Below are 26,964 nucleotides of genomic sequence, written 5' to 3' on the forward strand. Positions count from 1 at the left end.
CGATGTGCGTACGGTGGTGACCCGCGAGTATCGTCGCCAGCTGCACCGTCGGCCCGACTGACCCGCGTCCCACCGGAGGAACCGTTGTCCCGTCTCGCGATCATCAAGGCAGTGCTCGGGCCGGTCATGCGCCTGATGTTCCGCCCCCGCGTGGAGGGCGCCGAGAACATCCCCGGGACGGGGCCCGTCATCCTGGCGGGCAACCACCTGACCTTCATCGACTCGATGATCATGCCGATCTGCCTGGAGCGTCAGGTCTTCTTCATCGGCAAGGACGAGTACGTCACGGGCAAGGGTCTCAAGGGCCGGGCGATGGCCTGGTTCTTCACCAGCGTCGGCATGATCCCGGTGGACCGGGACGGCGGCCGGGGCGGTGTGGCGGCGCTGATGACGGGCCGCCGGGTCCTGGACGAGGGCAAGATCTTCTCGATCTACCCGGAGGGCACCCGCTCCCCCGACGGCCGACTGTACCGGGGCCGTACCGGCATCGCGCGGCTGACCCTGATGACGGGCGCGCCGGTGGTGCCGTTCGCGATGATCGGCACCGACAAGATCCAGCCGGGCGGCGCGGGCTTCCCGCGTCCGGGCCGGGTGACGGTCCGGTTCGGCGAGGCGATGGAGTTCTCGCGGTACGAGGGGATGGACCGCGACCGCTATGTGCTGCGGGCGGTGACGGACTCGGTGATGACCGAGGTCATGCGGCTGTCCGGGCAGGAGTACGTGGACATGTACGCCACGAAGGCGAAGGCCGCGTAGCGGATTGGCGTGAAAGTGCCCCGTACGGAGAGGTTCCGTACGGGGCACCGTCGTGTGCGGGGCCGGGAGCGACCCGGACTCAGGGTCGGGCTCGGGCGCGGCAGCTGCGGCTGCGGCTTCGGCTTCGGCTGCGGGAGGCCGTCAGTGCTCGACGCCCTCCTCCAGCTCCTGCCCCCTGAGCAGGAACCAGGCGGCGGCCGCCGTGGCGAGGAGGACGGCCGCTCCGACGCCCGCGGCGATGCGCAGGCCGTCGACGAAGGCCTCCTGGGCCGCCCCCACCAGGGCCGTCGCCGTCCCGGGCGCCAGCGCGGCGGAGGCCTCGACGGCGCCGCCGAGCGACTCGTGGGCGGCGGCCGCCGTGTCGGCGGGGACGCCGGCCGGGGTGGCGAAGCCCCGGTAGACGCCGGTCACGATGGAGCCGAGGAGCGCGATGCCGAGGGCGGCGCCGAGCTCGTACGCCGTCTCGGAGACCGCGGAGGCGGAACCGGCCTGCTCCTTGGGGACGCTGGAGAGGATGACGTCGGCGGTGACGGTGAAGGAGAAGCCCGCGCCGAGTCCGACGACGAGCAGGGCGGCGCCGAGCAGCGGGTAGCCGGTCTCCTTGTGGACGAGGGTGATCACGGCGAGCGCGGTGCCGATGGCCGCGAGACCGCCGGAGACCACGGTCCGCACCGAGTACCGGCGGGCGTAGCGGCCGGCGACGAGGCCGGTGACCACGGCGCCGACGGCCGCGGGCAGTTCGGCGAGGCCGGCCTCCAGCGGCTGGCGTCCCTGGACCAGCTGGAGGAACTGGGAGAGGAAGAAGACCAGGCCGGAGAGGCCGAAGACGGTGAGCAGGTCGGCGAGGACGGCGCCGGAGAAGCCCCGGTGCTTGAACAGCCGCATGTCGAGCAGCGGCGCGCTCAGCGCGTACTGGCGGCGGACGAAGGCGTAGAGGCTGGCCGCGCCGACGAGCGCGGCGATCCCGACGTCGGGGGTGGCGCCGTGCGAGGCGAGTTCCTTGATCGCGTACACGACACCGATGACGCCGACGAGCGAGAGGCCGACGGAGACGAGGTCCCAGGGGCCCGCGACCGGGTTCTTCGACTCGGGCAGGAGCTTGATGCCGACGAGGACGAGGACGGCCATGACGGGCAGGTTGATGAGGAAGACGGAACCCCAGTAGAAGTGCTGGAGCAGCGCGCCGCCGATGACCGGGCCGATGGCGGCGCCGGCGGAGGCGGTGGCGCCCCAGATGCCGATGGCGAGGCTGCGCTCCTTGGGGTCGTGGAAGATGTTCCGGATCAGCGCGAGCGTCGAGGGCATCAGGGTCGCGCCGGCGACGCCGAGGAGCGCGCGGGCGACGATCATCATCTCGGGGCTGGTGGCGTACGCGTTGAGCACCGAGACGGCGCCGAAGGCGGTGGCGCCGACGAGCAGCAGCTTCTTGCGGCCGATGCGGTCGCCGAGGGAGCCCATGGAGACGAGCAGACCGGCGATCACGAACGAGTAGATGTCGCCGATCCAGAGCAACTGGGTGCCGGTCGGCTTGAGGTCCTCGCTCAGCGAGGGGGTGGCGAGGCCGAGCACGGTGGCGTCGACCGCGACCAGCAGAACCGCGAGCACGAGGACCGACAGCGCGAGCCATCGTCCGGGGCTCCTCACCTCCGTCCCCGTCGTCGGGTTCAGCTGCTGGGTCCTGCTCATCACTCCACGCTCCGTCGTGCGCCACCGAGCAGCAGCTCGGTGATCATGTACTGGAAGTCCTTGGGGGCGACCCGGCCGTCCATGACGGCCCAGGCGCCGCTGCCGACGAGCCCGTAGAGGGCCTCGGTCAGCCAGGCGGGGCTCAGGTCGATGCGGAAGGTGCCCTCCTGCTGGCCCCGCCTGAAGAGGGCGCCGACCCGGGCGTCGAGGCGGGCCCAGCCCTCGTTCTGCTCGTCGCCCTCGAACAGCTGGTTCTCGGTCACGAGGAACGAGAGCAGCGGGGCCACGGGCTCCACCCCGGCGACGAGCCGGCGGACCGCCTCGTCGGCGGGTCCCTCGTCGAGCGCCGCCTCGTCGAGCGCGGCCTCCAGCTCCGCGATGCCCATCTCCTCCAGGGCCCTGATCAGGGCGTCCCGGCCGGCGAAGTGCCGGTGGAGGGTGGCGCGGCCGATCCCGGCGTTCCTGGCGACCTCGTCCATGGTGGCGGTCGCTTTGCGGGACAGCAGGGCGGCGGCGCTGTGGAGCACCTGGGTGCGGCGATCGAGGGACATGAGACAACCGTACACCAAATGAGACATCAATGTCTCATCGCGAGGGGTGGCGGGCGCCCAGGGACATGACGAAGCGCCGTCGCCCTCCCGAGGGGGAGGGCGACGGCGCTGCGGACGTGCGCGACGGTTACCGCTTCTTGGCGTCGGCCCAGGCGTGCTGGACGACCAGGTCCGCCTTCACCTCGACCAGCTGGGCGGCGACCGCCGAGGGGGCCGTGCCGCCCCGGCCGTTACGGGAGGCGAGGGCGCCGGGGACGTTGAGGACCGTACGGACCTCGGGGGTGAGGTGCTCCGAGATCTTGGCGAACTGCTCGTCGGTGAGCTCGTCCAGCTCCTTGCCCTCGGCCTCGGCGGCCTTCACGCACTCGCCCGCCACCTCGTGCGCCACCCGGAACGGCACGCCCTGCTTGACCAGCCACTCCGCGATGTCCGTGGCGAGCGAGAAGCCGGCCGGGGCGAGCTCCTCCATCCGCTCCCGGTTGACGGTGAGCGTGGCCATCATGCCGGTGAAGGCGGGCAGCAGGACCTCCAGCTGGTCGCAGGAGTCGAAGACCGGCTCCTTGTCCTCCTGGAGGTCGCGGTTGTAGGCGAGCGGGAGGGCCTTGAGGGTCGCCATCAGACCGGAGAGGTTGCCGATGAGGCGGCCGGACTTGCCCCGGGCCAGCTCGGCGATGTCCGGGTTCTTCTTCTGCGGCATGATCGACGAGCCGGTCGAGAAGGCGTCGTGCAGGGTCACGAAGGAGAACTCCTTCGTGTTCCAGATGATGATCTCCTCGGCGATCCGGGAGAGGTTCACGCCGATCATCGCCGTGATGAAGGCGAACTCGGCGACGAAGTCGCGGGAGGCAGTGCCGTCGATCGAGTTGCCCGCCGAGCCGCGCTCGAAGCCGAGGTCCTTCGCCACCGCCTGCGGGTCGAGCCCGAGCGAGGACCCGGCGAGCGCGCCGGAGCCGTACGGGGAGACCGCCGTCCGGGTGTCCCACTGGCGCAGCCGCTCGGCGTCCCGCGAGAGGGACTGCACGTGGGCGAGGACGTGGTGGGCGAAGAGCACGGGCTGGGCGTGCTGGAGGTGGGTCCGGCCGGGCATGGCGACGTCCGGGTGGGCCTCGGCGAGGCCGACGAGCGCGTCCTGGAGGTCGGCGATCAGGCCGCCGATGATCCGGGCGTGGTCCCGCATGTACATCCGGAACAGGGTGGCGACCTGGTCGTTGCGGGAGCGGCCGGCGCGCAGCTTGCCGCCGAGGTCCGGGCCGAGGCGCTCCAGGAGGCCCCGCTCCAGGGCGGTGTGGACGTCCTCGTCGGCCATGGTGCCGACGAAGGAGCCGTCGGCGACGTCCGCCTCCAGCTGGTCGAGCCCGGCGAGCATGCGGGTCAGCTCGCCCTCGGTGAGCAGTCCGGCGGAGTGGAGCACGCGCGCGTGGGCGCGGGAGCCGGCGATGTCGTACGGCGCGAGGCGCCAGTCGAAGTGGACCGACGCGGACAGCTTGGCCAGGGCCTCGGCGGGGCCGTCGGCGAAGCGGCCGCCCCAGAGCCGGACGTCACCGTTGTTGCTGCTCACAGCTGATGCTCCTCAGTCGAACGTGGGCGGTTGTGCACGGGCGGGCCACCTGCCCTATGCATGAGTATGCAGAGTGCCGCATGTTTCGTCAATCCACGGCCTCGGCGGGGGAATATACGCGGGCGGCGCGCCGCGAACCGGCACTACAGTCCCGCGCATGACCGCTCACCATCCGCTGCCGCCGCTCCTGCCGACCCGGCACCACTCCCCCGGAGAACGACTGCTGCACGGGAAGGGCATCGCCGCGGCCGTCGGAGCGGGCCGGGCCGAGGACTGGCTGAGGCTGGACCGGGACGTGTGGTCGTGCACGTGGGGCGTGCGGTCGAGGATGCGGAGCACCCTGAGCGTCGGCTTCCACACGTTCGATGCCCGCGAGGTCGCGGACTGGCGGAGGTCACCGCACTGGCACGAGGCCGACGCGGCGGCGGGCACCCCCGCGGGGGTGTGGTGGCCCGCGCCGCCCGGCGAGTCCGAGCTCGCGATCGCCCTCTGCCACGACGACCCCCGGGTCCGTGCCGCCGCGCTCGACCACGCGGAGGGCGGGGCGCCGCCCGCCGCCGTCCTGCCCCTCGTCCTCGTCCGCTGCACGGACACGGACGAGACGGTCCGCGAGCGGGCCAGATCGGTCGCCGGCCGGGCGCTCACGGATGCCGACGAGGACGCGTTGCGGGCCCTGGCGCCGCTCGCCCTCGTCCTGGGGCTGCGCCGCCACGGGGCCTGGGTCCGCGACGCCGTCCTCGCCCGGATCGGCGGGGCACCGGCGGAGGCGGTGGCCGAACTGTGGGCGAGCCGACGCCCGGAGTTCCGCATCGCCGCGCTGCGGGCCGCGGCCGCGGCCGGGCGGCTGACTGCGGCGGAGGCGTACGACCTCGCGGAAGGGGACCCGGACACGGGCGTCCGGGTCCAGGCGCTCCGCATGGCGCTCGGGATGGTGGCGGAGGCGGAACGCGCTGGCGGGGGCGGGCCTGCGAGCGGGGACAGGCCTGCGGGCGAGGGCGGACTCGCGGACCGGGAGGCGGACGGGTCTGCGGGTGGGGACGGGGACATCGAGGACCCTCTTGAGCGGTTCCATGTCTTTCTGGAGGACTGCCGGGACGCTTCGCTGCGGCACGCGGCGTTGGCCGCCGCGCAGGAGGCGGGGGCCCTCCGGGCCGGTGACCTCGCCCGGCTCGCGCTCACCCACCGGGACGCCGTACTCCGGCGGCGCGCCGTGGAGGCGCTGACGGCCGACGGCGCCGGGGACCCGCATCTCGACCGCCTGGTGGCGGCCCGGGACGCCGTCGTACGGGCGGCGGCCGTCGCGCGGCTGCGGGCCGCCGGGCGGGGTGACGAACTGAAGCGACACCTGACCGACCCGTACGCGCGGGTGCGCGCCGTCGCCTGCCGCGAGTTCCGGGCGGCGGGCGGTGAGCCGCGGAGCGCGTACAGGACGGCGTGCGCCGACCCGGCGACCGTCACGCCAGGAGCCGTCAGCGGGCTCGCCGAGCAGGGCGGGCCGGAGGACCTCCCGCTGCTGCGCTCCCTGGCCCGTCACCCGAGCGGGGCGGTACGCGCCCGGGCCCTCGCCGCGCTGCGGATGCGGGGCGCGCTGCCGGGCGACGGGCCGGAGCCGTTCGCCGCCGACCCGGACCCGGTGGTGCGGGCGACGGCCCTGAGCGCGCTGCGCGACCGGCCGGAGGCGCTGCGCCGCATCCTCTCGCTGCCGTACGAGGACGTACGGGCCGAGGCGCTGTCGCAGCTGGCCGACCGGCACGGCCTGGGATGGCGGGAGGCCCTGCCCTTCCTCGACGACCCGTCACCGAGGGTGGTGCGGGTGGCCGGTGACGCGCTGCGGGGGGACGCGGAGGCCGTGCCCCTGGCGCTGCTGCTCGACCTCGCCGCTCCCGGCGGCCCGCGGGCGCGCCGGGCCGCGGGCCTCGCCCTGATCCGGGGCCGCCGGGAACCGGAGTCGCTCCTCGCGGCGCTGCGCCTGGTCGACGACCCGGACGTCCGTGTGCGGGCGATGGCAAGGGAGCGGGCGGTGGGCGGGCTGCGGAACCGGCTGGGCGCCACCGGGCCGTACGCGGCGGAGATCCGCTTCCTGAGGGAGCGTCACGCGCCTCGACTCCCCTCCTGGCTCCGGGAGATGCGGGAGCGCGCGGCGGCACGGCGGGACGCGAGGCGCTGAGTCCACGCGGCCGGGCACCCGAACGCCCGTGAGGCGATGGGCCGGTGGATGAGACGCCCCCGCGGCGACCGCCCCCCAGAGCGGATAATCGGACCATGGGAAAAACGTACGAACGCATCGACGGGCGGCTCCGTGCCTTCATCGAGGCCCAGCCGGTCTTCTTCACCGCGACCGCGCCCCTCTCCGGTGACGGGCACGTCAACCTCTCGCCGAAGGGACGCCGGGGCACCCTCGTCGTCCTCGACGAACTGACGCTCGCCTACGTGGACTTCGGCGGCAGCGGCGCCGAGACCATCGCACACCTGCGGGAGCCCGGGAACGGCCGCATCACCCTCATGTGGACCGCGTTCAGCGGGCCGCCGACCGTGGTGCGGGTGCACGGCCAGGGCGAGGTCGTGCTGCGGGACGACCCGCGCTGGAGCGAGCTCTTCGCGCGGTTCCCGGCCGAGGCCGTCGAAGGGCAGGGCAGTGCCCGCGCGGTGATCGTGGTGCACGCCCGGCGGGTCAGCGACGCGTGCGGGTACGCCGTCCCGCTGATGGAGTACCAGGAGGAGCGGTCGCTGCACGCCGAGTACTTCAACCGGAAGTCGGACGAGGAGTTCAACGCGTACTGCACGCGCAAGGACCACATCGCCACCAGCCTCGACGGCCTCCCCGGTCTTCCGCTGCCGCTCCCTCCGCAGCCCGCCGGGCAGCCCCGGGCGTAGCCCCCGTCGGCCCCGAAGGCCCCGACGGCCCGTTGCGCCCGTTGGCCCCGCACGACGGGCGGTGGTGAGCGCGGGCGCCTAGCGTCGCCGCCATGCGCACCCTTCTCGTCCTCGGCGCGGCCCTGCTGGCCCTGGGCACCGCCCCGTCGCCCTCCTCCGCCTCCTCCGCCGCTCCCCCGGTCCCGCTGCCCGCACGGATGGCGGACACCGGCGGGGGCACCCAGCTGATCACGGCGGAGGCCGCCGGTCCCTCGGCCACCGGCGGCACCGTCACCTGGTGGGACCGGCGCGGCGGGCGGTGGGTGGCGGCCGGGTCGGCGCCCGCGCGGTTCGGGGCCAACGGCCTCGCCGAGGGCGCGACGCGGCGGCAGGGCACCCGCACCACGCCCACCGGGCTCTACCGGCTCCCGTACGCCTTCGGCATCCGGCCCGCACCCGCCGGTACGGCCTACCCGTACGCCAGGGTCACCGACCGGTCCTGGTGGTGCCAGGACAACGACTCCCGTGCGTACAACCGCTGGGTCGAGGGGCTGCCCCGCGACTGCCGGGCCGACGAGGCCGAGCACCTCGTGACGTACGGCACGCAGTACGCGCACGCACTCGTCATCGGCTACAACTACGAGCGCCCGATGCGGGGCCGGGGCGCCGGGATCTTCCTGCACGTCAACGGGGAGGGGGCGACCGCCGGTTGCGTCTCCGTCCCGGCGGACGCGATGCGCGCGATCCTCGCCTGGGCCGATCCGTCGCGCCGACCGCACATCGCCGTCGGAACCCGGGAGGGTCCGACGGCGATCACGGCGTACTGAGCGGTCCTGCGACTCCGACGCGCCTCAGGCGCCCTTCTGCGCGAGCCGCAGCAGGTGGTCGGCGAGCGCCTGGCCGCCGACCGGGTCGCGGGAGATGAGCAGCAGGGTGTCGTCACCCGCGATCGTGCCGAGGATCGCGTGGAGTTCGGCCTGGTCGATGGCCGACGCGAGGAACTGGGCGGCGCCCGGCGGGGTCCGCAGGACCACGAGGTTGGCCGAGGCCTCGGCGGAGATCAGCAGCTCGCCGGAGAGGCGGCGCATGCGCTCCTCCTTGGCGGACTCGCCGAGCGGTGCCTGCGGGGTGCGGAACCCGCCCTCGCTGGGCACGGCGTAGATCAGCTCGCCGCCCGTGTTGCGGATCTTCACCGCGCCGAGCTCGTCGAGGTCCCGGGACAGCGTCGCCTGGGTGACGCTCAGCCCGTCGTCCGCGAGGAGCTTGGCGAGCTGGCTCTGCGAGCGCACCGGCTGCCGGTTGAGGATGTCGACGATCCTGCGGTGGCGTGCGGTGCGGGTCTGCGGAACGGACGGCCCTCCCCCAGGCTCTGCCTGGGGGGACCCCCAGTGCTCGTTCTCCTGCGCGTCGGTCATCGTCGTCTCATTCTCCGGTTCGTCCTTGCCCGTTCGCCACGTCCAGGACCCCGGGCAGGGCCCGGAGGAAGGCGTCCGCCTCGGCGTCGGTCAGGACCAGCGGAGGCATGATCCGTACGACGTCGGGCGCGGGCGCGTTCACCAGGAGGCCGGCGTCCTGGGCCGCCTGCTGCACCTGGGGTGCGAGGGGCCCGGTGAGCACGATACCCAGCAGGAGGCCCGCACCACGGACGTGGGAGACGAGGGGGTGGCCGAGACCCTCGATTCCGTGGCGGAGCCGCTCCCCGACCGCCTTCACGTGGTCGAGGGCCGCGTCGGCACCGAGGGTGTCCAGGACGGCGAGGCCGGCGGCGCAGGCGACCGGGTTCCCGCCGAAGGTGGTGCCGTGGTGGCCGGGGGCGAAGAGCTCGGCCGCCGGGCCGAACGCGACGGTCGCGCCCAGCGGGAGGCCACCGCCGAGGCCCTTGGCGAGGGTGACCACGTCGGGGTCGACGCCCTCGTGCGCCTGGTACTCGAACCACTGGCCGCAGCGGCCGATGCCGGTCTGCACCTCGTCGAGGACGAGGAGGGTGCCGGTGGCACGGGTGATCTCCCGGGCGGCCCTGAGGTAGCCGACGGGCGGGACGACGACGCCGTTCTCGCCCTGGATCGGCTCGATGACGACGAACGCCGTCTCCTCGGTGACGGCGGCCCGCAGCGCCTCGACGTCGCCGTACGGGACGTGGGTGACGTCGCCGGGGAGCGGCAGGAACGGGCCCTGCTTGCCGGGCTGGCCGGTCAGCGCCAGGGCGCCCATGGTCCTGCCGTGGAAGCCGCCGTCGGTGGCGACCATGTGCGAACGGCCCGTGAGTCGGCCGAGCTTGAACGCGGCCTCGTTGGCCTCGGCGCCCGAGTTGCAGAAGAACACCTTGCCGGGGCGGCCGAAGAGGCCGAGCAGCCGCTCGGCGAGGGCCACGGGCGGCTCGGCGACGAACAGGTTGGAGACGTGGCCGAGGCTCGCGATCTGGCGGGAGACCGCCTCGACGACCGCCGGGTGGCCGTGGCCGAGGGCGTTGACGGCGATGCCGCCGACGAAGTCGAGGTACTCCTTGCCGTCGGCGTCCCAGACCCTGGCGCCCGCGCCGCGCACCAGGGGCAGCCTGGGCGTGCCGTAGTTGTTCATGAGCGAGCCCTGCCACCGCTCGGTCAGTTCCCCGTTGGTCATGCTTCCCCCTGTCCGTCCGGCACGACCATCGTGCCGATGCCCTCGTCGGTGAAGATCTCCAGCAGGATGGAGTGCTGGACGCGGCCGTCGATGACGCGGGCCGTCGTGACCCCGTTCCGTACGGCGTGCAGACAGCCCTCCATCTTGGGGACCATGCCGCTGGAGAGCTCGGGCAGCAGCTTCTCCAGCTCGCTCGCGGTGAGCCGGCTGATGACCTCGTCGCTGTTGGGCCAGTCCTCGTAGAGGCCCTCGACGTCGGTCAGGACCATCAGGGTCTCGGCGCCCAGCGCCGCAGCGAGAGCCGCAGCCGCCGTATCAGCATTGACGTTGTAGACATGTCCGTCGTCCTGGGAGCGTGCGATGGAGGAGATGACCGGGATGCGGCCGTCGTCGAGCAGCGCCTGGATGGCGCCCGTGTCGAGGGCGGTGATCTCGCCGACGCGGCCGATGTCGACGGACTCGCCGTCGATCACCGGCTGGTGCTTGGTGGCGGTGATGGTGTGCGCGTCCTCGCCGGTGAGACCGACGGCGAACGGGCCGTGCTGGTTGAGCAGTCCGACGAGCTCGCGCTGGACCTGGCCGGCCAGCACCATCCGTACGACGTCCATCGCCTCGGGCGTGGTGACGCGGAGCCCGGCCTTGAACTCGCTGACGAGGCCGTGCCTGTCGAGGGCGGCGCTGATCTGGGGGCCGCCGCCGTGCACGACGACCGGACGGAGACCGGCGTGGCGCAGGAAGACGACGTCCTGGGCGAAGGCGGCCTTGAGCGCGTCGTCGACCATGGCGTTGCCGCCGAACTTGATGACGACGGTCTTGCCGTGGTGGCGGGTGAGCCAGGGCAGCGCCTCGATGAGGATCTGCGCCTTGGGGAGCGCGGTGTGTTTGCGGGCGCCGCCGGCAGGATTCTTCACAGGATTCTTCCCCGGGTCGGTGGAGTCGTCGCTCGTGTCGCTGGTCGTGCTCGTGCTGGTGTCGCTGGTCGTGCTCGTGCCGCTCGTACGGGGGCCGCTCATGACGAGTAGGCGCTGTTCTCGTGCACGTAGTCGGCGGTGAGGTCGTTGGCCCAGATGACGGCCGACTCGTCGCCGGCGGCCAGGTCGGCGGTGATGGTGACCTCGCGGTACCGCATGTCGACGAGGTCGCGGTCCTCGCCGAACGAGCCGTTCTTGCAGACCCAGACGCCGTTGATGGCGACGTTGAGCCGGTCGGGCTCGAAGGCGGCCCGGGTGGTGCCGATCGCGGAGAGCACCCGGCCCCAGTTCGCGTCCTCGCCGTGGATGGCGCACTTGAGGAGGTTGTTGCGGGCGATGGAGCGGCCCACCTCGACGGCGTCGTCCTCGCTCGCCGCGTTGATCACCTCGATGCGGATGTCCTTGCTCGCCCCCTCGGCGTCGCCGATCAGCTGGCGGGCGAGGTCGTCGCAGACGGACCGGACGGCGGCGGCGAACTCGTCCCGCGCCGGGGTGACGCCGGAGGCGCCGGAGGCCAGGAGGAGCACGGTGTCGTTGGTCGACATGCAGCCGTCGGAGTCGACCCGGTCGAAGGTGACGCGGGTGGCCCGGCGCAGGGCGTCGTCGAGGCCCGCCGCGTCGACGTCGGCGTCCGTGGTGAGCACGACGAGCATGGTGGCGAGGCCGGGGGCGAGCATGCCCGCGCCCTTGGCCATGCCGCCGACCGTCCAGCCATCGCCGCCCGTGACGGCGGTCTTGTGGACGGTGTCGGTGGTCTTGATGGCGAGGGCGGCCTTCTCGCCGCCGTGGACGGAGAGTTCGGCGGCGGCCTTCTCGACGCCGGGGAGCACCTTGTCCATGGGCAGCAGGACGCCGATGAGGCCGGTGGAGGCGACGGCCACCTCGCCCGCGCCGATGCCGAGGACCTCGGCGGCCTTCTCGGCGGTGGCGTGGGTGTCCTGGAAGCCCTGCGGTCCGGTGCAGGCGTTGGCGCCGCCGGAGTTGAGGACGACGGCGGTCAGCTCGCCGTCGGCGAGGACCTGCTGGGACCAGAGGACGGGGGCGGCCTTGACGCGGTTGGAGGTGAAGACGCCCGCGGCGGCGCGGCGCGGCCCGGTGTTGACCACGAGGGCCAGGTCCGGGGTGCCGTTCTGCTTGATCCCGGCGGCGATGCCGGCCGCCGTGAATCCCTTCGCTGCGGTGACGCTCACGGAGCGACTCCAATCGTGGAGAGTCCTGTGTCCTCGGGGAGCCCGAGGGCGATGTTCATGCTCTGCACCGCGCCGCCGGCGGTGCCCTTGGTGAGGTTGTCGATGGCGCTGATCGCGATGATCCGGTGCGCGTTGGCGTCGAGGGCGACCTGGACGTGAACGGCGTTGGAACCGCGGACGGACGCCGTGGCCGGCCACTGCCCCTCCGGCAGCAGGTGCACGAAGGGCTCGTCCGCGAAGGCCTTCTCGTACGCGGTCCGTACGGCTTCGGCGGTGACGCCCGGCCTGGCGGCGGCCGTGCAGGTGGCGAGGATGCCGCGGGGCATCGGGGCCAGCGTGGGCGTGAAGGAGACGGTGACCCGCTCGCCCGCCGGTCCGCTGAGGTTCTGGATCATCTCGGGGGTGTGCCGGTGGCCGCCGCCGACGCCGTACGGGGACATGTTGCCCATCACCTCGCTGCCGAGGAGGTGCGGCTTCAGGGCCTTGCCCGCGCCGGAGGTGCCGGAGGCGGCGACGATCACGGCCTCTGGCTCGGCGAGCCCGTTCGCGTACGCGGGGAAGAGCGCGAGCGAGACGGCGGTGGGATAGCAGCCGGGCACCGCGATGCGCTTGGACCCCTCCAGCGCGGCGCGGGCGCCCGGCAGTTCGGGGAGGCCGTAGGGCCAGGTCCCGGCGTGCGGCGAGCCGTAGTACGTCTCCCAGTCGGCGGGGTCCACGAGGCGGAAGTCCGCGCCCATGTCGACGACGAGGACGTCCGGGCCGAGCTGCTCGGCGACGGCGGCGGACTGGCCGTGGGGCAGGGCGAGGAAGACCACGTCGTGGCCGGCGAGCTCCTCGGCCGTGGTCGGCGCGAGGACGCGGTCGGCGAGCGGCAGCAGGTGGGGCTGGAGCGCCCCGAGCTTCTGGCCGGCGTTGGAGTGGCCGGTCAGCGTGCCGATCTCGACGTGGGGGTGGGTGAGAAGAAGGCGCAGGAGTTCCCCTCCGGCGTACCCGCTCGCGCCCGCCACTGCTGCTCGTACCGTCATCGAAGTCCTCCTCATGGATGGCATGACTATACGTGGCGCTGTAGTTTTATGCAACGCCCTGTTGAGGGGCGCCCCCAGGCCGTCCTGCGGCCCTCCGAGGGGACCGTCACATCGGGCGCGGGAGGTGCGTCATACGGGCGACGGCACCGACGAGGAGTGAGGCCCGTGCACGACGACACCTTTGCGACCGCGCTCACGTCACGGTTCGACGCCGACCGGGAGCGCCTGCGGGGCATGGCCCTGTACGTGCTCGGCTCGCGCGAGGAGGCCGAGGCGGTCCTCGCGGAGGCCCGGGCGGACATCGGGCGGGGCGGTGGGGCGGCGACGGTACGGAGCTGGCTGGCGGCGAGCGTGGGGCTGGCGTGCGTCCGGCGCCTCCAGGAGCGGGCGGCGCGGGGTTCACGGGCGGGGGCGAAGAGGGGTGCGGCGGGGGCGGGGAGGGGTGCGGCGGGGTTGCCTCCGGTCGGGGTCGACGCCGTGTGGCTCGCCCTCCTCGTCGTCCTGGAGTCCCTGGAACCGGCCGAGCGCCTGGCGTACGTCGCCCACGACCTCTTCGGGCTGCCGGATGACGAGGCCGCCCGGATCACCGGACGGCCGCCGGAGGAGACGGCGCGGATCGCCCGGCGGGTCCGCGAGCGCCTCCGGGGCGGGGGCGCGAGCCGCCCGGCGGACGCCACCTCGGGCCGGGAGCGCCGGGTGGTGGAACGGTTCCTCGTGGCCGTCCGCACGCGCGACGCGCGGGGCCTCGCGGCGGTCCTGGACCCGGCCCTGGTCGTCCGTACCGCGCGCGGGGCCGTGCACGGTGCACCGGCCGGCGCCGAGTGCGCCGCCGCCCTCGCCCGGCTCGCCGACACCTCGCGGGCCGCGCTGATCGGCGGGGCGGTCGGGGTGGTCGGGTTCACGGCGGGCAGGCCGGTCTCGGCGATGGCGTGCACCCTGCGGGGCGACCGGATCGTCACCCTCGACGTGGTCACGGGCGAGGACCGGGTGGCCGCCCTCGACCTGACCTTCCCCGACGGGTGACGACGTGGAGGACGGGCGCTGCCCGGGGGCCGTCGGCCGGCTCCCGGCCCCGCGCCCCCGACGCCGGCCCTCGCCTACCGCAGGCCCCCGGCCGCCTTCCCGTCCGGGCGCTTGACGGCGCGCAGGACGACGAACTTCGGGTCGCTGGCGACGACGTCGCTGTTGCCGAAGATCCGGCGCAGGGCGACGTGGTAGCCGAGGTGCCGGTTGCCCACGACCCGCAGCTCGCCGCCGGGGCGCAGGGCGCGCCGCGCGTCGGTGAACATCCGGCGTGCCGTGCGGTCGGTGGTCGCCTGGTGGCTGTGGAACGGCGGGTTGTTGAGGACCAGGTCCAGGGAGCCGGGGGCGAGGTCGGCGAGGCCGTCGCCGACGAGGAACTCGGCCGGGCGTCCGGTGCCGGCGTGGACGCGGAAGTTCTCCTCCGCGGAGGCGACCGCCTGGTACGACTCGTCGGTGAAGACGAGCTGGGCCTCGGGCTCGGCGAGGGCGACCGCGAGGCCGACGACGCCGTTGCCGCAGCCGAGGTCGGCGACGCGGGCCGCGCCGAGGCCGCGGGGCAGGTGGCCGAGGAGGAGGCGGGTGCCGATGTCGAGCCGGTCGGCGCAGAAGACGCCGGCGTGGTTGGTGACGGTCCGTCCGGCCAGGTCCGGCGCGGGGGTGTCGGAGGGGAGGTCGTAGCGGTACGGCCACGGGTTCGGGCCCGGGGCGGCGGCCGGGTCCGGGGTCGTGTGGATCAGCCGGGCCTTCTTCACCGCGAGGGAGGTGCGGGTGGGGCCGAGGATCCGCTCGAAGAGCCGGAGCGTGGAGGTGTGGATCTCCTTGACCATGCCGGTGCCGACGACGACCGTCCCCTCGTGCACGGCGGGGGCGAGGCGGTGCAGCTGGTCCTCCAGGAGCGCGAGGCTCTTGGGGACGCGGACGAGGAGGACGTCGATCCGCTCGGGGGGCGGGTCCTGGGTGGTGAGGAGGCGGACCGCGTCCGGGGCGGCGCCGGCGCGGGCGAGGTTGGCCGCGGTGGCCTCGCGGCCGAGGTACGAGTCGGAGATCTGGACGAGCCCCCCGGCGGACCCGGCGGACCCCGCAGGCTCGGCGCCCCCCGCGCCCGCGGCGTGGAGCGCGGTGGCGAGGGCGCCCCAGCGGTCGCCGAGGACGGCGACGGTGCCGGACAGGTCGGTGCCGGTCTCGGCGAGGTGGCCCAGGAGGTACTCGTCGGCCGCGTCCCAGGCGCGCAGGGGGTCGCGCGGGTCCTCGGGGTGACGGGTGAGCGTGAAGGCGCCCCATGACGTGGTCAAACGGTTCATCGTGCTCTCAGGCTAGCCGGTCGCGGCCGCCCGGCCCGCCGCGCGCCGGGCGGGGTTCAGCGCAGGGCCGCGTCGAGCTGGAGGTGCCAGAGTCCGGGGCGGCCGGTGAGGGTGACGGTGGAGAGGGGTCGCACGTCGACGTTCCAGTACGTGGCGGGGTGGGCCCTCAGGGCGTAGACGAGGGCGGCCCGGACGACGGCGGGTTCGGCCACCGCGACGATGGCTCCGTCCTCGGCGGGGCGGGTGTCGAGCCAGGTCCCTATGCGGGAGATGAAGGCGAGGAGCGGTTCGCCGCCGTGCGGGGCGGTGCGGGGGTCGGCGAGCCAGGCGTCGACGGCGGCGGGTTCGAGGGCGGCGACCTCGGCGAGCGTGAGCCCGCGCCACCGGCCCATGTCGCAGTCGCGCAGCGCGAGCTGGGCGAGGGGGGCGTAGCCGAGCGCGGTGCCGGTGGCGCGGCTGCGCGCGGTCGGGGAGCAGTAGCGCAGTTCGGCCGCGCCGAGCGGGATCAGCGCGGGCGCGGCCTGCTGCACCTCGTACCAGCCGGCCTCGTCCAGTGGCCGGTCGTCGTCGAAGCGTTCGGCGAGCAGGGAGGAGCTGCGTGCCGCCGCGACGAGCGTCACCCGAAGACTCATGGCGGGATCGTGGGGCCGGTGGGGCCGCGGGTCAAGGGGTCGCCACCGGAACGGGAGGGACGAGCGGGTCAGTGCTGCCCGAGAGCCATCCACTTGTCCGGGTTCTGGAGTGGCGTGAAACCGACCTTCTCGTACACACCGTGCGCGTCGGCGGTGGCCAGCATGATGCGGCGCAGTCCGTACGGGGCGAGGTGGTCGCGCGCGGCGGTGACGAGGGCGGTCCCGAGGCCGGCGCCGCGGGCGGGACGGTCGACGTAGACGTCGCAGAGCCAGCCGAAGGTGGCGTAGTCGGTGACGACGCGCGCGTACGCGGCCATGTCGCCGGTCTCGCGGTGGTAGGCGCCGAGGTTGAACGAGCCGGCGATGGCGCGGTCCTGCGTGTCCCGAGGTCGGCCAAGGGCCCAGTAGGCGTCCGTGGAGAGCCAGTGGTGGACGCGGGCCGCGTCGATCCGGGCGGGGTCGGCCGAGATCTCGTACGCCCCGTGTCGGACGACGGGCTCGGGGGCCGTGCTGTCGCTCATGGGCGGAAGGCTGCCAGGGCCGCCGGATCCTGTCAGCCGCTTTTCGCCGGGGCGGGGGCGGCAACGGGCCGGCCGAGGAGCTCGTCGACCGCCGAGCGCAGCCGCCGGACGCCCTCCGCGATCTCCGTGGGCCCGGCGACACCCGCGAAACTCAGCCGGATGTGCCCGGCGGGGGGTTCGGCGGAGAAGTACGGGCGCCCGGGGGCCGCTACGACCCCGGCGCGCAGGGCGGCGCCGAGCAGCGACGCCTCGGGGAGCGCCTCGGGCAGGCGGACCCAGAGGTGGTAGCCGCCGGAGGGGATGTGGGGCAGGGCGAGGTCGGGCAGGTGGTGGGCGAGGGCGCCGGCCAGCGCGTCGCGCCGGTTCCTGAGCTCCTGGGAGACGGCGCGCAGGTGGCGGGGCCAGGCCGGGGAGCCGACGAGTTCGAGTGCGGCCTCCTGGAGGGGCCGGGGGACGAAGAAGCTGTCGACGACCTGGATGGCGCGCAGCCGCTCCAGGACGGGGCCCCGGGCTGCGAGGGCGCCGACGCGCAGGCTGGCCGAGGTCACCTTGGTGAGCGAGCAGACGTGGACGACGACTCCGTCGGGGTCCTCGGCGGCGAGCGGCGGCGGCAGCGGTCCCGCGTCCTCGTGGGCGAGGCGGCGCGCGAAGTCGTCCTCGACGACGAAGGCCCCGGCGGCGCGGGCCATGCGGATGACCTGGGTCCGCCGCTCCGTGCCGAGCACGGCTCCGGTGGGGTTCTGGAAGAGCGGCTGGCAGACGAGGACGCGGGCGCCGGTGGCGCGGAAGGCGGCTTCGAGGAGTTCGGGGCGGACGCCTTCCGGGTCGACGGGCACGGGGACGGGCCGGAGCCCGGCGGCGCGGGCGACGGCGAGCATGCCCGGGTAGGTGGGCGACTCGACGAGCACGGGGGTGCCGGGCGCGGCGAGGGCGCGCAGCGCGGTGGTGAGGGCGGACTGCGCCCCCGCCGTGATGAGGACCTCGGCGGCGGTGACGCTGCCGCCGATCTCGCGGGCGAACCACTCGCGCAGTTCGGGAAGTCCCTCGGTGGGCGGCCGGCCCCAGGCGCCGGGGCGCCGCCCGGCGCGCGCGAGGGCGGCGGCGAGGGCGCGCTCGGGCTGGAGCGAGGGGTGGAGGTAGCCGCCGTTGAACTCCACGACGCCGGGCGGCGGCGCGGCGAGGGTGGCGAGCACCCCGGAGGCGTCGACGGAGCGGGGGACGAGCTCACCCGCGGGGTCGGCGCTGAGGGCGACCTCCTGCCAGGAGGTGTCGCCGGTCGCGGGCGTGGGCGTACGGGGCTCGGCGCGGAAGGCTCCCGCGCCGGGGCGGGTGACGACGAGCCCTTCGGCGGCGAGCTGGGCGAGGGCGCGGGTGACCGTGACCGGGGAGACCCGGTAGCGCTCGACGAGTGCGCGACTCGACGGCAGCTTTCCACCTGGTGAGTAGCGGTTGAGCTCAGACCTCAGGGAGTTCGCCAGCTCGGCGACACTGCTACGCTCATTCATGACAGCACAGAATAGCGCTACCGCCCCGACCGCGATAGCGGTCACCACCTCCCCGCAGTCGCGCGGCACCCTGCTCGCCGCCCTGGGCGTGGTCTCCTTCTCACTGACCTTCCCGTCCACCGTCTGGGGCCTGGAGAGCTTCGGCCCCTGGTCCCTGGTGGCGGTGCGCTCGACGCTGGCCGCGCTCATCGCGGGCGTCTTCCTCCTCGCGGGCCGGGTCCCGTTGCCGGACCGGCGCCACTGGCTGGGCCTCGCGGTCGTCGCCGGCGGGGTGGTGATCGGCTTCCCGCTCCTGACGACGCTGGCGCTGCGGACCTCGACCACCTCGCACGCCGCCGTGGTCGTGGGCCTGCTGCCGCTCACCACCGCGACGTTCGCCGCGATCCGTACCGGCAGGCGCCCGTCCCGTACCTTCTGGATAGCCGCCGTCTCCGGCGCCGCCGTCGTCATCGCCTTCACGGTGCAGCAGAGCGGCGGGGCGGTCTCCACGGGCGACCTCTACCTCTTCGGCGCGCTGCTCGTCTGCGCCGCCGGCTACACCGAGGGCGGGCGCCTCGCCCGCCTCATGCCGGGCTGGCAGGTCATCGGCTGGGCGCTGATCCTCTGCCTCCCGCTGATGGCGGCCGCCTCCGCGGTGGCGCTGTCCGTGGAGCCGGTGCGGCTGAACGCCCACGGCGTCATCGGCCTGGTCTGGGTGGCGGCCGGCTCGACCTTCTTCGGCCTGTACGTCTGGTACCGCGGCATGGCGGCGATCGGCATCCCCCGCGCGAGCCAGCTCCAGCTCGCCCAGCCGCTGCTCACCCTCTTCTGGTCCGTCTCCCTGCTGGGCGAGAGCCTGCCGCTGGCCGCGCCGGTCGCCGCCGTGGCGGTCCTGGTCTGCATCGCGGTCACCCAGCGGGCGAAGAGCTGACGCGACGGGCGGGGGTGACGTGGGACACAATGACAGTCAGAGGCCCCGAGCACCCGTACGAGGGGCGAGGAGGAGGTCAGCCGCATGCACGCGAGCGTGGGCGACAAGCTGCTGGTGCACGGCCGGACCGTCGGTCAGCACGACCGAACGGCCGAGGTCGTCGAGGTGCTGGGGGAGAACGGCACTCCCCCGTACCGCGTGAGGTTCGACGACGGTCACGAGACCCTGATGTCGCCGGGTCCCGACACCGTCGTACGCCCGCACGAACAAACCTTCTGAGCCCGCGCGGGCGGGCGGGCCACGCGGGCGCGCCGCTGCCGAAGGCGCGCCCCGCGGCCGCGGTGGGGTGACGCGGTCCGTCCGGGCGGGGTCTGTCCGGGCGGGGTCTGTCCGGGCGGTGTCTATGCGGGCGGGGTCTATGCGGGCGGGGTCTGTCCGCCCGGTGTGTTTCCGCGCGCGGTTCTTCCTGGCGGGCTCACCCGGTCCTGGTAGTGGTCGGCGACCACGGCGGCCATGGCGCCGATCCGGTCCTTCGTCACCTCCGTGGCCGCGAAGAAGCAGTGCCCCTGGACCGCCGGGTACTCGGCGGCGAGCGTCAGGTGGCGCGACAGCTCCTTCGGGTCCTGCCAGGCCGCCGGCTGGGCCGGGTCGCCCGCCTTGTAGAGGGCCTCGCCGACGTAGAGCCGGACCCCCGTCCCCCGCACCGTCCGCGCCCACCAGGGCAGCAGCTTGGCGTAGTCGACGGAGCGCAGGCCGATGTGCCAGTAGAGCTGGGGCACGACGTAGTCGATCCAGCCCTCCCTGATCCACGTGCGCACGTCGGCGTGCAGGTCGTCGTAGGCCGCCAGGCCCGCGTCCGTGTCCGAGCCCTCCGGGTCGTCGGCCTTGTTGCGCCAGACGCCGAAGGGGCTCACCCCGAAGGCGACGTCCTTCCTCACCTCCTTGATCCGGTCGGCCATCCCGGAGACCAGCAGGTCGATGTTGTTCCGCCGCCAGGCCGCCCGGTCGGGGAAGTCGCCGCCGTACCGCGCGTAGGTGTCGTCGTCGCCGAAGCTCTCCCCTGCCACCGGATACGGATAGAAGTAGTCGTCCCAGTGGACGGCGTCGATGTCGTAGCGGCGCACCGCGTCCAGCATCGCGTCCTGGACGAACGTCCTGACCTCCGGCAGCCCCGGGTCGTAGTACAGCTTCCCGCCGTAGGGCAGCACCCAGTCCGGGTGGAGCCGGGCCGGATGGCCGGCGGTCAGCCGGGCCGGGTCGGTGTGGTTGGCCACGCGGTACGGGTTGAACCAGGCGTGCAGTTCCAGGCCCCGCGCATGGGCCTCCGTGACGGCCGTGCCCAGCGGGTCCCAGCCGGGATCGCGGCCCTGCGTGCCGGTCAGCCACTGGGCCCACGGCTCGTACGGGGAGGGCCAGAGCGCGTCGGCGGTCGGCCGGACCTGGAGGACGACCGCGTTGAGCCGGCGCTCGACCGCCCGGTCGAGGTGGGCGAGCAGCTCGGCGCGCTGCGCGGCGGCGGTGAGCCCGGGGCGCGAGGGCCAGTCCCGGTTGGCGACGGTCGCGACCCACACGCCGCGGAAGGCACCGCCCCGGCGCGGCCTCCCCGCCCCGGGCGCGGTCGCCGCCACCGTCGGGGTGGTCGCCGCCCCTGCCGGGGTCGTCGCCACCCCGGGCGGGGTCGCCGCCCCCGGCGGCGGGCTCGCCGCCGCGCCCGCCGCTGAGGCGCCCGTCACGGCGAACGCCGCCCCCGCCACCCCTGTCACGAACCCTCTTCTGTCGATAGGCCGCACTTGTACCCCTCTTGTGTCGGATACGTCACACCTTCCCGGACAGCATGCCTGCCTCCCGGACGATCGATCATCGTGCGAATCGGAGTAACGTCGTGGGATCGAGGCGGACGCACCGGAATCACACGGGCCCGCCGCCAGTGAGAAGCGAGAGGCACGAGGTGACGGACTCCATGGCCGACATTGAGCGCGTCGGAGTGGTGGGCTGCGGCCAGATGGGCGCGGGCATCGCAGAGGTGTGCGCCCGGAGCGGGCTCGAGGTGAAGGTCGCCGAGACCACCGGCGAGGCGCTGGAGATCGGCCGCACACGGCTGTACAACTCCCTCGCCAAGGCCGCCGAGCGCGGCAAGATCAGCGAGGAGGAGCGCGACGCGACGCTGGCCCGCCTCAGCTTCACCACCGACCTGGGCGAGTTCGCGGACCGCGACCTCGTCATCGAGGCCGTCGTGGAGAACGAGCAGGTCAAGACCGAGATCTTCCAGGTCCTCGACCAGGTCATGACCCGGCCGGACGCCATCCTGGCCTCGAACACCTCCTCGATCCCGCTGGTGAAGCTGGCCGTGGCGACCGCGCGCCCCGACCAGGTCATCGGCATCCACTTCTTCAACCCGGCGCCGGTCCAGAAGCTCGTCGAGCTGATCCCGGCCCTCACCACCTCCGAGGGCACGATCAGCCGGGCGCAGGCCTTCGCCGAGAAGGTGCTCGGCAAGCACGCGATCCGCGCGCAGGACCGCTCCGGCTTCGTGGTCAACGCCCTCCTCGTGCCGTACCTGCTCTCGGCGATCCGGATGTTCGAGTCGGGCATCGCGAGCCGCGAGGACATCGACAACGGCATGGAGTTCGGCTGCGCCCACCCGATGGGTCCGCTGAAGCTGTCGGACCTGATCGGCCTGGACACGATCGCCTCGATCGCCGACTCGATGTACGCGGAGTTCAAGGAGCCGCTGTACGCCGCTCCCCCGCTGCTGCAGCGCATGGTGGACGCGGGCCGGCTGGGCCGCAAGACCGGCTCGGGCTTCTACCCGTACTCCTGATCCGGGACCCCGCTCTCCCGGTCCGGGACCCGTACTCCTGATCCGGAACTCCTGATCCAGGACACGTCCTCCCGACCACAGACCCGGGGCGGCGGCGCCGCGACCCCTGGCGCCGCCGCCCCGGCCGGACGGCCCGTACCACCGCACAGGTACGGGCCGTCCGGCACGTCCGGGGCCGGCGCGTCGCCCCGGACGCCGGCCCGGCCGAGGTGGCGTCACCCCAGCCGCAGGTGGTGGAGCATCAGCAGCCCCGCCGCCATGTTCGCGGCCGGGACCTCACCCCGGACGATCATGTCGGGGACCTGTTTCAGCGGGATCCAGGCCCGCCGCGAGGACTCGAAGTCGTCCTCGGGAGGTCCCGTGTAGGTGGCGCGGTCCGCCCAGTAGAGGTGGTGCCGGGCGTCGGTGAGGCCGTTGGAGGGTTCGACGGTGAGGAGGTGGCGGAGCGGCCCCGGCCGCCAGCCGGTCTCCTCCTCCATCTCGCGGGCGGCCGCGGACTCGACGTCCTCGCCGTCCTCGACGACACCGGCGGGCAGCTCCCAGCCCCAGCTGTCGGTGATGAAGCGGTGGCGCCAGAGCATGAGGACTTCGTCGGCCTCGTTGACGGCGGTCGCGACGGCGACCGGGCGGAGCCGGATCAGATAGTGGTCGAGGTGGCGGCCGTCCGGGAGTTCGACGTCCGCGAGGTTCACCTGGAACCAGCGATTCTCATAGACAGAGTGTTCACTCAGTTTCGTCCACTGCACGTTCTTGCCACCTTCCGACTGGTCGGCGCTTGTTTGGTGGCAATATCGCAGCAGGTACTGGGTCAGAGGGGAACGCGCAGCGCCCCGTCGATGAGAGCGGCCGCCTCCCGGGCGTCCCCTCCCCCGCTCGCCAGGAGGTGTTCCCGCACCTCGCGCAGCCGGTCGCGCAGCCGTCGCGACTCCATCCCCCGCGCCCGCTCCGTCATCTCCACGGCGGTGCGCGCCGCCGCGTCCGACTCCCCCTGGCGCAGCTCGATCTGGCAGAGCATCGCCAGCCGGTGCACCCGCCCCCGGTCGTGCGAGGGCACCCCGACCGCCACCGAAGCGTGCTCGTGGGCCGCCGGAAGATCACCCAGAATGAGCAGGGCCTCCGCGACCTGCACGTTGACGAGCCCCGGCTGTACGTACCCGGTCTCGGCCGGCTCGTCCCCCGGGCTGATCCGCTCCGCCTCCGCCTCCGCCCGCCGGATGCAGGCCAACGCGGCGGCCCCGTCGCCCAGGTGCGCGTACGCCTTCGCCTGCATCGCCGTCAGGTCGGCGGCGAGCGCCGGGGTGATCCGCCGCCCCGCCGCCCGCAGCGCCGCCTCCGCGAAGGCGACGGCCTGCCGGTACTCCCCCATGAACAGCGACTGGTTGACCAGGAGCGCGATGACGTAGGCGCCGAGCCCCCGGTCGCCGCTCGCCTTCGCCAGGCGCAGCGCCTGGTGGAAGTAGCGCTGGGCGAGCCCGTGCGCGTCGGCGTCGTACGCGCAGATGCCCGCCACCGCGACGAGGCCGCCGGTGGCGCGGTGCAGCCTGCGGCCCAGGGCGTCGTTGTAGGCGCCGCGCAGCAGAGGGGCGGTCTCGGTGGTGAGGAAGCCGACGATCCGCGCGCGGGTCGCGATCCCCCCGGCCTTCCGGTACATCTGCTCGTAGTGGGACCGGGCCGCGCCCAGCATCACGATGTCGGCCGCGGAGACCTTCGTGCGGCCGTCGCGCGAGACGTCCACGTCCTCCGGCGGGTTCTCCCACTCCCAGACCGGCATCACCGCCGGGGTGCCGGTGACGGCCTGCGCGGCGACGAGATGCGGGCGCTGCTGTTCGTCGGAGCGCCAGAGGGCGGCCGCCCGCTCCACGAAGTGGGACAGCGGTGAACCGGGGGCGGGCACCGGACCGCCCGGCACGCCGAGCCCGATGTCGTCGAGCGTCACCTGCCGGTGCAGCCGCGCGGCCAGCACCTCGCAGATCAGGTCCGGCACCTGGCCGCGCGGCCGCTGGCCCTTCAACCACCGGGCCACGGCGGTGTGTTCGTAGCGCAGGGTGAGGCCCCGGGCCCGGCCGGCCCGGTTGACGCGGGCCGCCAGCCCGGCGTGGGAGACGCCCGCCTCGTCGAGGAGGGCGTCCAGCAGGGTGTTGGGCTGCATGGCCCCTCCGGTCGCTCGGTGAACTCAGCGTAGCGGTGGCCGATTTCGGCTGTGGCCGGATTCTGGCGGTCCTGTTTCGCACGGGGTGTGAACGGAGTACCCGTTCTTCCGGTCCGCGCGCTCTGCCGGAGACCGGCCCCGCACCGCTTGACTGTCCTTCTCGCCGCAAGGCGACGACCGGGCCGCCGGCTCCCCCTCGAACAGTGCGGCCGCCCGGTCCGTGCCGCCCGCCCCGCCGATCTGCCCGACACTCCGTGGCGGGGCGGGCGGCGCACGGCCCCCGCCCCTCCTCTCAGCAGTGGGAGGAGGGGGCGGGCCGGGGGCGGCGCAGCCCGGGTTCGGCGGGCTGCGCCGGAACCCGGACGCGGTCGTTGCGCACGACAAGGAGCGCCACGTCGTCGGCGAGCCGACCGCCCGTGTGCCGGAGCAGCGCCGTGCGGATCCGCCGGACCACGGCGTCGGGCGACTGCCGGGTGGCCCCGGCGAGGGCCGCGTCGAGCGCGAAGAACCGTCCGCGCCGGTCGCGCGCCTCCTCGGCGCCGTCCGTGTGCAGGACGAGCGTCTCGCCGGGGAGCAGCCGGGACGCGGTGTACGGGACGAGCACGGCCGGCAGTTCGAAGGCGCCCAGCGGCGGCAACGGGTCGCCGACGGGAAACCGTTCGGCCCGGCGCCCGATGCGGTACGGGCCGGGGTGCCCGCAGTTGAGGACGGCGAGCCGCCCGTCGGCGCGCACCTCGAGGAGCAGCAGGGTCACGAACTCCTCGGCCGTCGGATGCTCCGGCTCGCCCCCGCCCCGCGCCGGATGCTCGTCCCGCGCCCGCTCCCGCAGGTGCCGCTGCAGCGCCCGCTCCAACCGGCGCAGCACACCGCTGAGTTCGGGCTCGTCGTGGGCGGCCTCGCGGAAGCTGCCGAGGACGGCGACGACCGCCCCGAGAGCGCCGAGCCCGTGCCCGCGCACGTCCCCGATGACGATGCGCACCCCGTACGGCGTGGCCACCGCCTCGTACAGGTCACCGCCGACGGCCGCCCCGCGCGACGCGGACAACTGCCCGGCCGCGAGCGCCAGCCCGTCGAGCCGCGCGGGCGGCGGACGCAGCAGCACCTGCTGCGCGGCGTCCGCGACGGCCCGCACCCGCGCGAGCTCCCGGGCAAGGCCGCGCCGGACGCCGAGCACGAGCCCGGTGCCCACGGTGAGGAAGACGACGCTGGTGGCGATCCGCATGGGCAGCCCCGGCTGCCTCGCCAGCGGACAGCCGAACTTCCACACCACGGCCACCGCACCCCAGGCGGTGGGCAGCGCGAGCGGGGTCAGCCGGCGGAGCCGGGATCCATCGGTGACGAACGACCTGGTACGGATCATGCACGGCCCTTCCCGAGCCCCGACAGCGCCCGAAGGCCCTGCGGCCCACAGGTCCGCCCCTGCGGCCGCGTCGATTCTCCCGACCGCCCGCACCCCGGGGGAACGCCCTTCGACGACCTCACCCGAAGGAGTGACCACCCCCACCACGCCGCCCCCCGCCGGGGCTCCGCCACGCGCACACCCGTCGGACATCCGTACGCGCGTGCCCGTCTCCGGAGCCCGGCCGTCCCCTGCTCAGGTCACCGCCCCCACACCTCGCGCATGTGCTTCCTGGCGTCTTCCGGAGCCTTGAGCCGCTCGAACGAGAACGGCGCCGAACGGTACAGGCAGTCGATCCCGTAGCGGTGCAGGAGCGCGATGTCCCGGTCGGCCGGCCGCTCGGGGAAGAGGGCGCCGAGCCGCTCCGGCGGCTCCGGGCTGTGCGGCGCGTAGTCGAGGAGCTGCCCCAGCGCCAGCCGCACGTACTCGTGGTCGCTCCCGCTCTTCGCCTCGACGACCTCCGAGCCGCCGGCACCCACGACGTGCAGGTCGGTCAGGCCGGACGGCGTCCGCAGGCGATCGACCTGAAAACCGCTCAGTGTCGCCCGGTACTCCTTGACCAACAGCGCCTCGGTGCGACGTACCTCTATCTCGCGCTGCTCCCGCACATACACGGCCTTCGACGTGTGCACGCCCTCGACGGGGACGACGCTCGTTCCTTCCGCGATGGCACGTGCCGTCGCGATGTCCTTCGCGAGCTTGCGCCGGGACTCCGTCACCGTTCCGATGCGGAGCCCCTGCAGGATCTCCTCGGCCTTGGCGCCGTCGAGCAGCCGGAGCCCCATGAAGTTGTCCCCGGCGTTGAAGCTCGGCAGGTCCCATATCTCCGCATAGGGGATCTCGACGTGCCGAAAGGCCAGGAGGCTGTAGACGTTGAGCCAGCTGCCCTTCACGGGATCCCGGCTCCACATGGTGTCGGCGAAGGCGGCGTTCCTGAAGGTGACCCCCACTTCCCCGATGCCACGCACCAGGTTCTGTCCCGTGAAGAGCACCACGTCGCCCGTGCTCAGCAGGGACATCTTCTTGTCCTGCACCGACGTGGCGCCCCAGAAGCGCGCCCCACCCGACGGGTGGACGCGTGTGAGCTCCCGATGCTGTCCGGAAGTCAACGCGGCCACGTGAGGCGCCGAACCGAACGGCACCTCCCGGTCCAAGGTGTCGCGCCAGTGGCGCCTCGCTGTCGGATTTCCAAAGGACGGCTGGATCGCGACCAGCGGCATGTCACCACTCCTCCCCCTGGGCCTTCCTACGCCCGGCCCCCGGCTCTGTGGGCCAGATGCTCGCACACGACCCGTCCGCGTGCGGAGAGAAGGGGCCGCTGCCGCCGGGACCGGAACCCGCGCGACTCCCCTGTCGGCCGGACGGGGGCGGCCACTGCCCGTCCAGGCCGCCCGGGACCCCGTGGTGTCCGTCACACGCGGCGGCTCCGAGTACGTCAAGAAACGGCCCTCGCGTCCGGATGCCCTTCTCCTGCCAGGACGGCGAAAGGGCCGC

Annotated in this window: 25 protein-coding genes; 8 read left to right on the forward strand and 17 right to left on the reverse strand. The window is 74.0% G+C overall.

Features of this window, described 5'->3' with window-relative positions:
• The first annotated feature begins 84 nt into the window (after window positions 1-84).
• On the forward strand, window positions 85-756 hold the full coding sequence (locus tag ACWDVG_RS12245) for a lysophospholipid acyltransferase family protein (RefSeq protein ID WP_451698759.1): 672 nt from the start codon (window positions 85-87) through the stop codon (window positions 754-756).
• Between the two features lie 141 nt (window positions 757-897).
• On the opposite strand, the gene ACWDVG_RS12250 is transcribed toward ACWDVG_RS12245, so the two are convergent.
• The 3 genes from ACWDVG_RS12250 to argH form a co-directional block, all read right to left on the reverse strand.
• Window positions 898-2,442 (reverse strand): MFS transporter, encoded by a 1,545-nt coding sequence (locus tag ACWDVG_RS12250; protein WP_451698761.1) that lies wholly within the window; start codon window positions 2,440-2,442, stop codon window positions 898-900.
• A complete protein-coding gene (locus tag ACWDVG_RS12255) occupies window positions 2,442-2,993 on the reverse strand; it encodes a TetR/AcrR family transcriptional regulator (protein ID WP_451698763.1) in 552 nt (183 codons plus the stop codon). The genes ACWDVG_RS12250 and ACWDVG_RS12255 overlap by 1 nt, the downstream gene beginning before the upstream one ends.
• 127 nt (window positions 2,994-3,120) lie before the next feature.
• The gene (gene argH / locus ACWDVG_RS12260; protein ID WP_451698765.1) at window positions 3,121-4,551 is read right to left on the reverse strand and encodes an argininosuccinate lyase; all 1,431 of its coding nucleotides are present in this window, start codon (window positions 4,549-4,551) and stop codon (window positions 3,121-3,123) included.
• A 157-nt stretch (window positions 4,552-4,708) separates the two neighbouring features.
• Between argH and ACWDVG_RS12265 the strand changes: the two genes are divergently transcribed.
• From ACWDVG_RS12265 to ACWDVG_RS12275, 3 genes are all read left to right on the forward strand, one after another.
• The gene (locus ACWDVG_RS12265; protein ID WP_451698767.1) at window positions 4,709-6,718 is read left to right on the forward strand and encodes a hypothetical protein; all 2,010 of its coding nucleotides are present in this window, start codon (window positions 4,709-4,711) and stop codon (window positions 6,716-6,718) included.
• 95 nt (window positions 6,719-6,813) lie between these two features.
• A complete protein-coding gene (locus ACWDVG_RS12270) occupies window positions 6,814-7,425 on the forward strand; it encodes a pyridoxamine 5'-phosphate oxidase family protein (protein WP_451698769.1) in 612 nt (203 codons plus the stop codon).
• 92 nt (window positions 7,426-7,517) lie between these two features.
• Window positions 7,518-8,231, forward strand: a complete 714-nt coding sequence (locus ACWDVG_RS12275; RefSeq protein WP_451698771.1) for a L,D-transpeptidase family protein — start codon at window positions 7,518-7,520, stop codon at window positions 8,229-8,231.
• Between the two features lie 24 nt (window positions 8,232-8,255).
• Here the strand turns inward: ACWDVG_RS12275 and ACWDVG_RS12280 are convergent, their stop codons facing one another.
• Genes ACWDVG_RS12280 through argC form a run of 5 tightly spaced genes read right to left on the reverse strand, consistent with a single transcriptional unit; the run spans window position 8,256 to window position 13,209 of the window.
• Entirely contained in the window at window positions 8,256-8,819 is a 564-nt protein-coding gene (locus ACWDVG_RS12280) for an arginine repressor (RefSeq protein ID WP_451698773.1), read from the reverse strand.
• A gap of 7 nt (window positions 8,820-8,826) precedes the next feature.
• Entirely contained in the window at window positions 8,827-10,023 is a 1,197-nt protein-coding gene (locus ACWDVG_RS12285; protein WP_451698775.1) for an acetylornithine transaminase, read from the reverse strand.
• On the reverse strand, window positions 10,020-11,036 hold the full coding sequence (gene argB, locus ACWDVG_RS12290; RefSeq protein ID WP_451698777.1) for an acetylglutamate kinase: 1,017 nt from the start codon (window positions 11,034-11,036) through the stop codon (window positions 10,020-10,022). Before argB ends, ACWDVG_RS12285 begins: the two co-directional genes overlap by 4 nt.
• Entirely contained in the window at window positions 11,033-12,184 is a 1,152-nt protein-coding gene (gene argJ / locus ACWDVG_RS12295; protein WP_451698779.1) for a bifunctional glutamate N-acetyltransferase/amino-acid acetyltransferase ArgJ, read from the reverse strand. The genes argB and argJ overlap by 4 nt, the downstream gene beginning before the upstream one ends.
• Window positions 12,181-13,209: an N-acetyl-gamma-glutamyl-phosphate reductase gene (argC, locus tag ACWDVG_RS12300; protein ID WP_451698781.1), complete on the reverse strand. Its 1,029-nt coding sequence runs from the start codon at window positions 13,207-13,209 to the stop codon at window positions 12,181-12,183. The genes argJ and argC overlap by 4 nt, the downstream gene beginning before the upstream one ends.
• A gap of 165 nt (window positions 13,210-13,374) precedes the next feature.
• On the opposite strand from argC, the gene ACWDVG_RS12305 reads away from it, so the two are divergent.
• Window positions 13,375-14,232, forward strand: a complete 858-nt coding sequence (locus tag ACWDVG_RS12305; protein ID WP_451698783.1) for an RNA polymerase subunit sigma-70 — start codon at window positions 13,375-13,377, stop codon at window positions 14,230-14,232.
• Window positions 14,233-14,306: 74 nt separating this feature from the next.
• On the opposite strand, the gene ACWDVG_RS12310 is transcribed toward ACWDVG_RS12305, so the two are convergent.
• The 4 genes from ACWDVG_RS12310 to ACWDVG_RS12325 all read right to left on the reverse strand — a co-directional run bounded on the left by ACWDVG_RS12310 (window position 14,307) and on the right by ACWDVG_RS12325 (window position 18,191).
• Complete coding sequence (locus ACWDVG_RS12310; RefSeq protein WP_451698784.1) at window positions 14,307-15,533, reverse strand: methyltransferase; 1,227 nt, start codon at window positions 15,531-15,533, stop codon at window positions 14,307-14,309.
• A gap of 56 nt (window positions 15,534-15,589) precedes the next feature.
• The gene (locus ACWDVG_RS12315) at window positions 15,590-16,165 is read right to left on the reverse strand and encodes a histidine phosphatase family protein (RefSeq protein WP_451698785.1); all 576 of its coding nucleotides are present in this window, start codon (window positions 16,163-16,165) and stop codon (window positions 15,590-15,592) included.
• A gap of 68 nt (window positions 16,166-16,233) precedes the next feature.
• Window positions 16,234-16,686, reverse strand: a complete 453-nt coding sequence (locus tag ACWDVG_RS12320; protein ID WP_451698786.1) for a GNAT family N-acetyltransferase — start codon at window positions 16,684-16,686, stop codon at window positions 16,234-16,236.
• A 32-nt stretch (window positions 16,687-16,718) separates the two neighbouring features.
• Window positions 16,719-18,191, reverse strand: a complete 1,473-nt coding sequence (locus ACWDVG_RS12325) for an aminotransferase-like domain-containing protein (RefSeq protein WP_451698788.1) — start codon at window positions 18,189-18,191, stop codon at window positions 16,719-16,721.
• On the opposite strand from ACWDVG_RS12325, the gene ACWDVG_RS12330 reads away from it, so the two are divergent.
• Together ACWDVG_RS12330 and ACWDVG_RS12335 are read left to right on the forward strand one after the other, a co-directional pair.
• Window positions 18,190-19,101, forward strand: coding sequence for a DMT family transporter (locus tag ACWDVG_RS12330; protein ID WP_451698790.1), 912 nt, complete (start codon window positions 18,190-18,192; stop codon window positions 19,099-19,101). The genes ACWDVG_RS12325 and ACWDVG_RS12330 overlap by 2 nt on opposite strands.
• 84 nt (window positions 19,102-19,185) lie before the next feature.
• Window positions 19,186-19,380 (forward strand): DUF1918 domain-containing protein, encoded by a 195-nt coding sequence (locus tag ACWDVG_RS12335; protein WP_451698792.1) that lies wholly within the window; start codon window positions 19,186-19,188, stop codon window positions 19,378-19,380.
• Between the two features lie 137 nt (window positions 19,381-19,517).
• On the opposite strand, the gene ACWDVG_RS12340 is transcribed toward ACWDVG_RS12335, so the two are convergent.
• Window positions 19,518-20,891, reverse strand: coding sequence for a glycoside hydrolase family 10 protein (locus ACWDVG_RS12340; RefSeq protein ID WP_451698793.1), 1,374 nt, complete (start codon window positions 20,889-20,891; stop codon window positions 19,518-19,520).
• A 170-nt stretch (window positions 20,892-21,061) separates the two neighbouring features.
• Between ACWDVG_RS12340 and ACWDVG_RS12345 the strand changes: the two genes are divergently transcribed.
• Complete coding sequence (locus ACWDVG_RS12345) at window positions 21,062-21,922, forward strand: 3-hydroxybutyryl-CoA dehydrogenase (protein WP_451698795.1); 861 nt, start codon at window positions 21,062-21,064, stop codon at window positions 21,920-21,922.
• A gap of 215 nt (window positions 21,923-22,137) precedes the next feature.
• On the opposite strand, the gene ACWDVG_RS12350 is transcribed toward ACWDVG_RS12345, so the two are convergent.
• The 4 genes from ACWDVG_RS12350 to ACWDVG_RS12365 all read right to left on the reverse strand — a co-directional run bounded on the left by ACWDVG_RS12350 (window position 22,138) and on the right by ACWDVG_RS12365 (window position 26,690).
• Complete coding sequence (locus ACWDVG_RS12350) at window positions 22,138-22,668, reverse strand: NUDIX hydrolase (RefSeq protein WP_451698797.1); 531 nt, start codon at window positions 22,666-22,668, stop codon at window positions 22,138-22,140.
• A 62-nt stretch (window positions 22,669-22,730) separates the two neighbouring features.
• Window positions 22,731-24,071 carry a transcriptional regulator gene (locus tag ACWDVG_RS12355; RefSeq protein ID WP_451698799.1) on the reverse strand — a complete coding sequence of 447 codons (1,341 nt, stop codon included), beginning with the start codon at window positions 24,069-24,071 and terminating at the stop codon, window positions 22,731-22,733.
• Window positions 24,072-24,363: 292 nt separating this feature from the next.
• Window positions 24,364-25,431: a PP2C family protein-serine/threonine phosphatase gene (locus tag ACWDVG_RS12360; protein ID WP_451698801.1), complete on the reverse strand. Its 1,068-nt coding sequence runs from the start codon at window positions 25,429-25,431 to the stop codon at window positions 24,364-24,366.
• A 239-nt stretch (window positions 25,432-25,670) separates the two neighbouring features.
• On the reverse strand, window positions 25,671-26,690 hold the full coding sequence (locus tag ACWDVG_RS12365; RefSeq protein ID WP_451698803.1) for a hypothetical protein: 1,020 nt from the start codon (window positions 26,688-26,690) through the stop codon (window positions 25,671-25,673).
• Window positions 26,691-26,964 lie beyond the last annotated feature (274 nt).

This window comes from Streptomyces sp. NPDC003327, assembly GCF_053589515.1.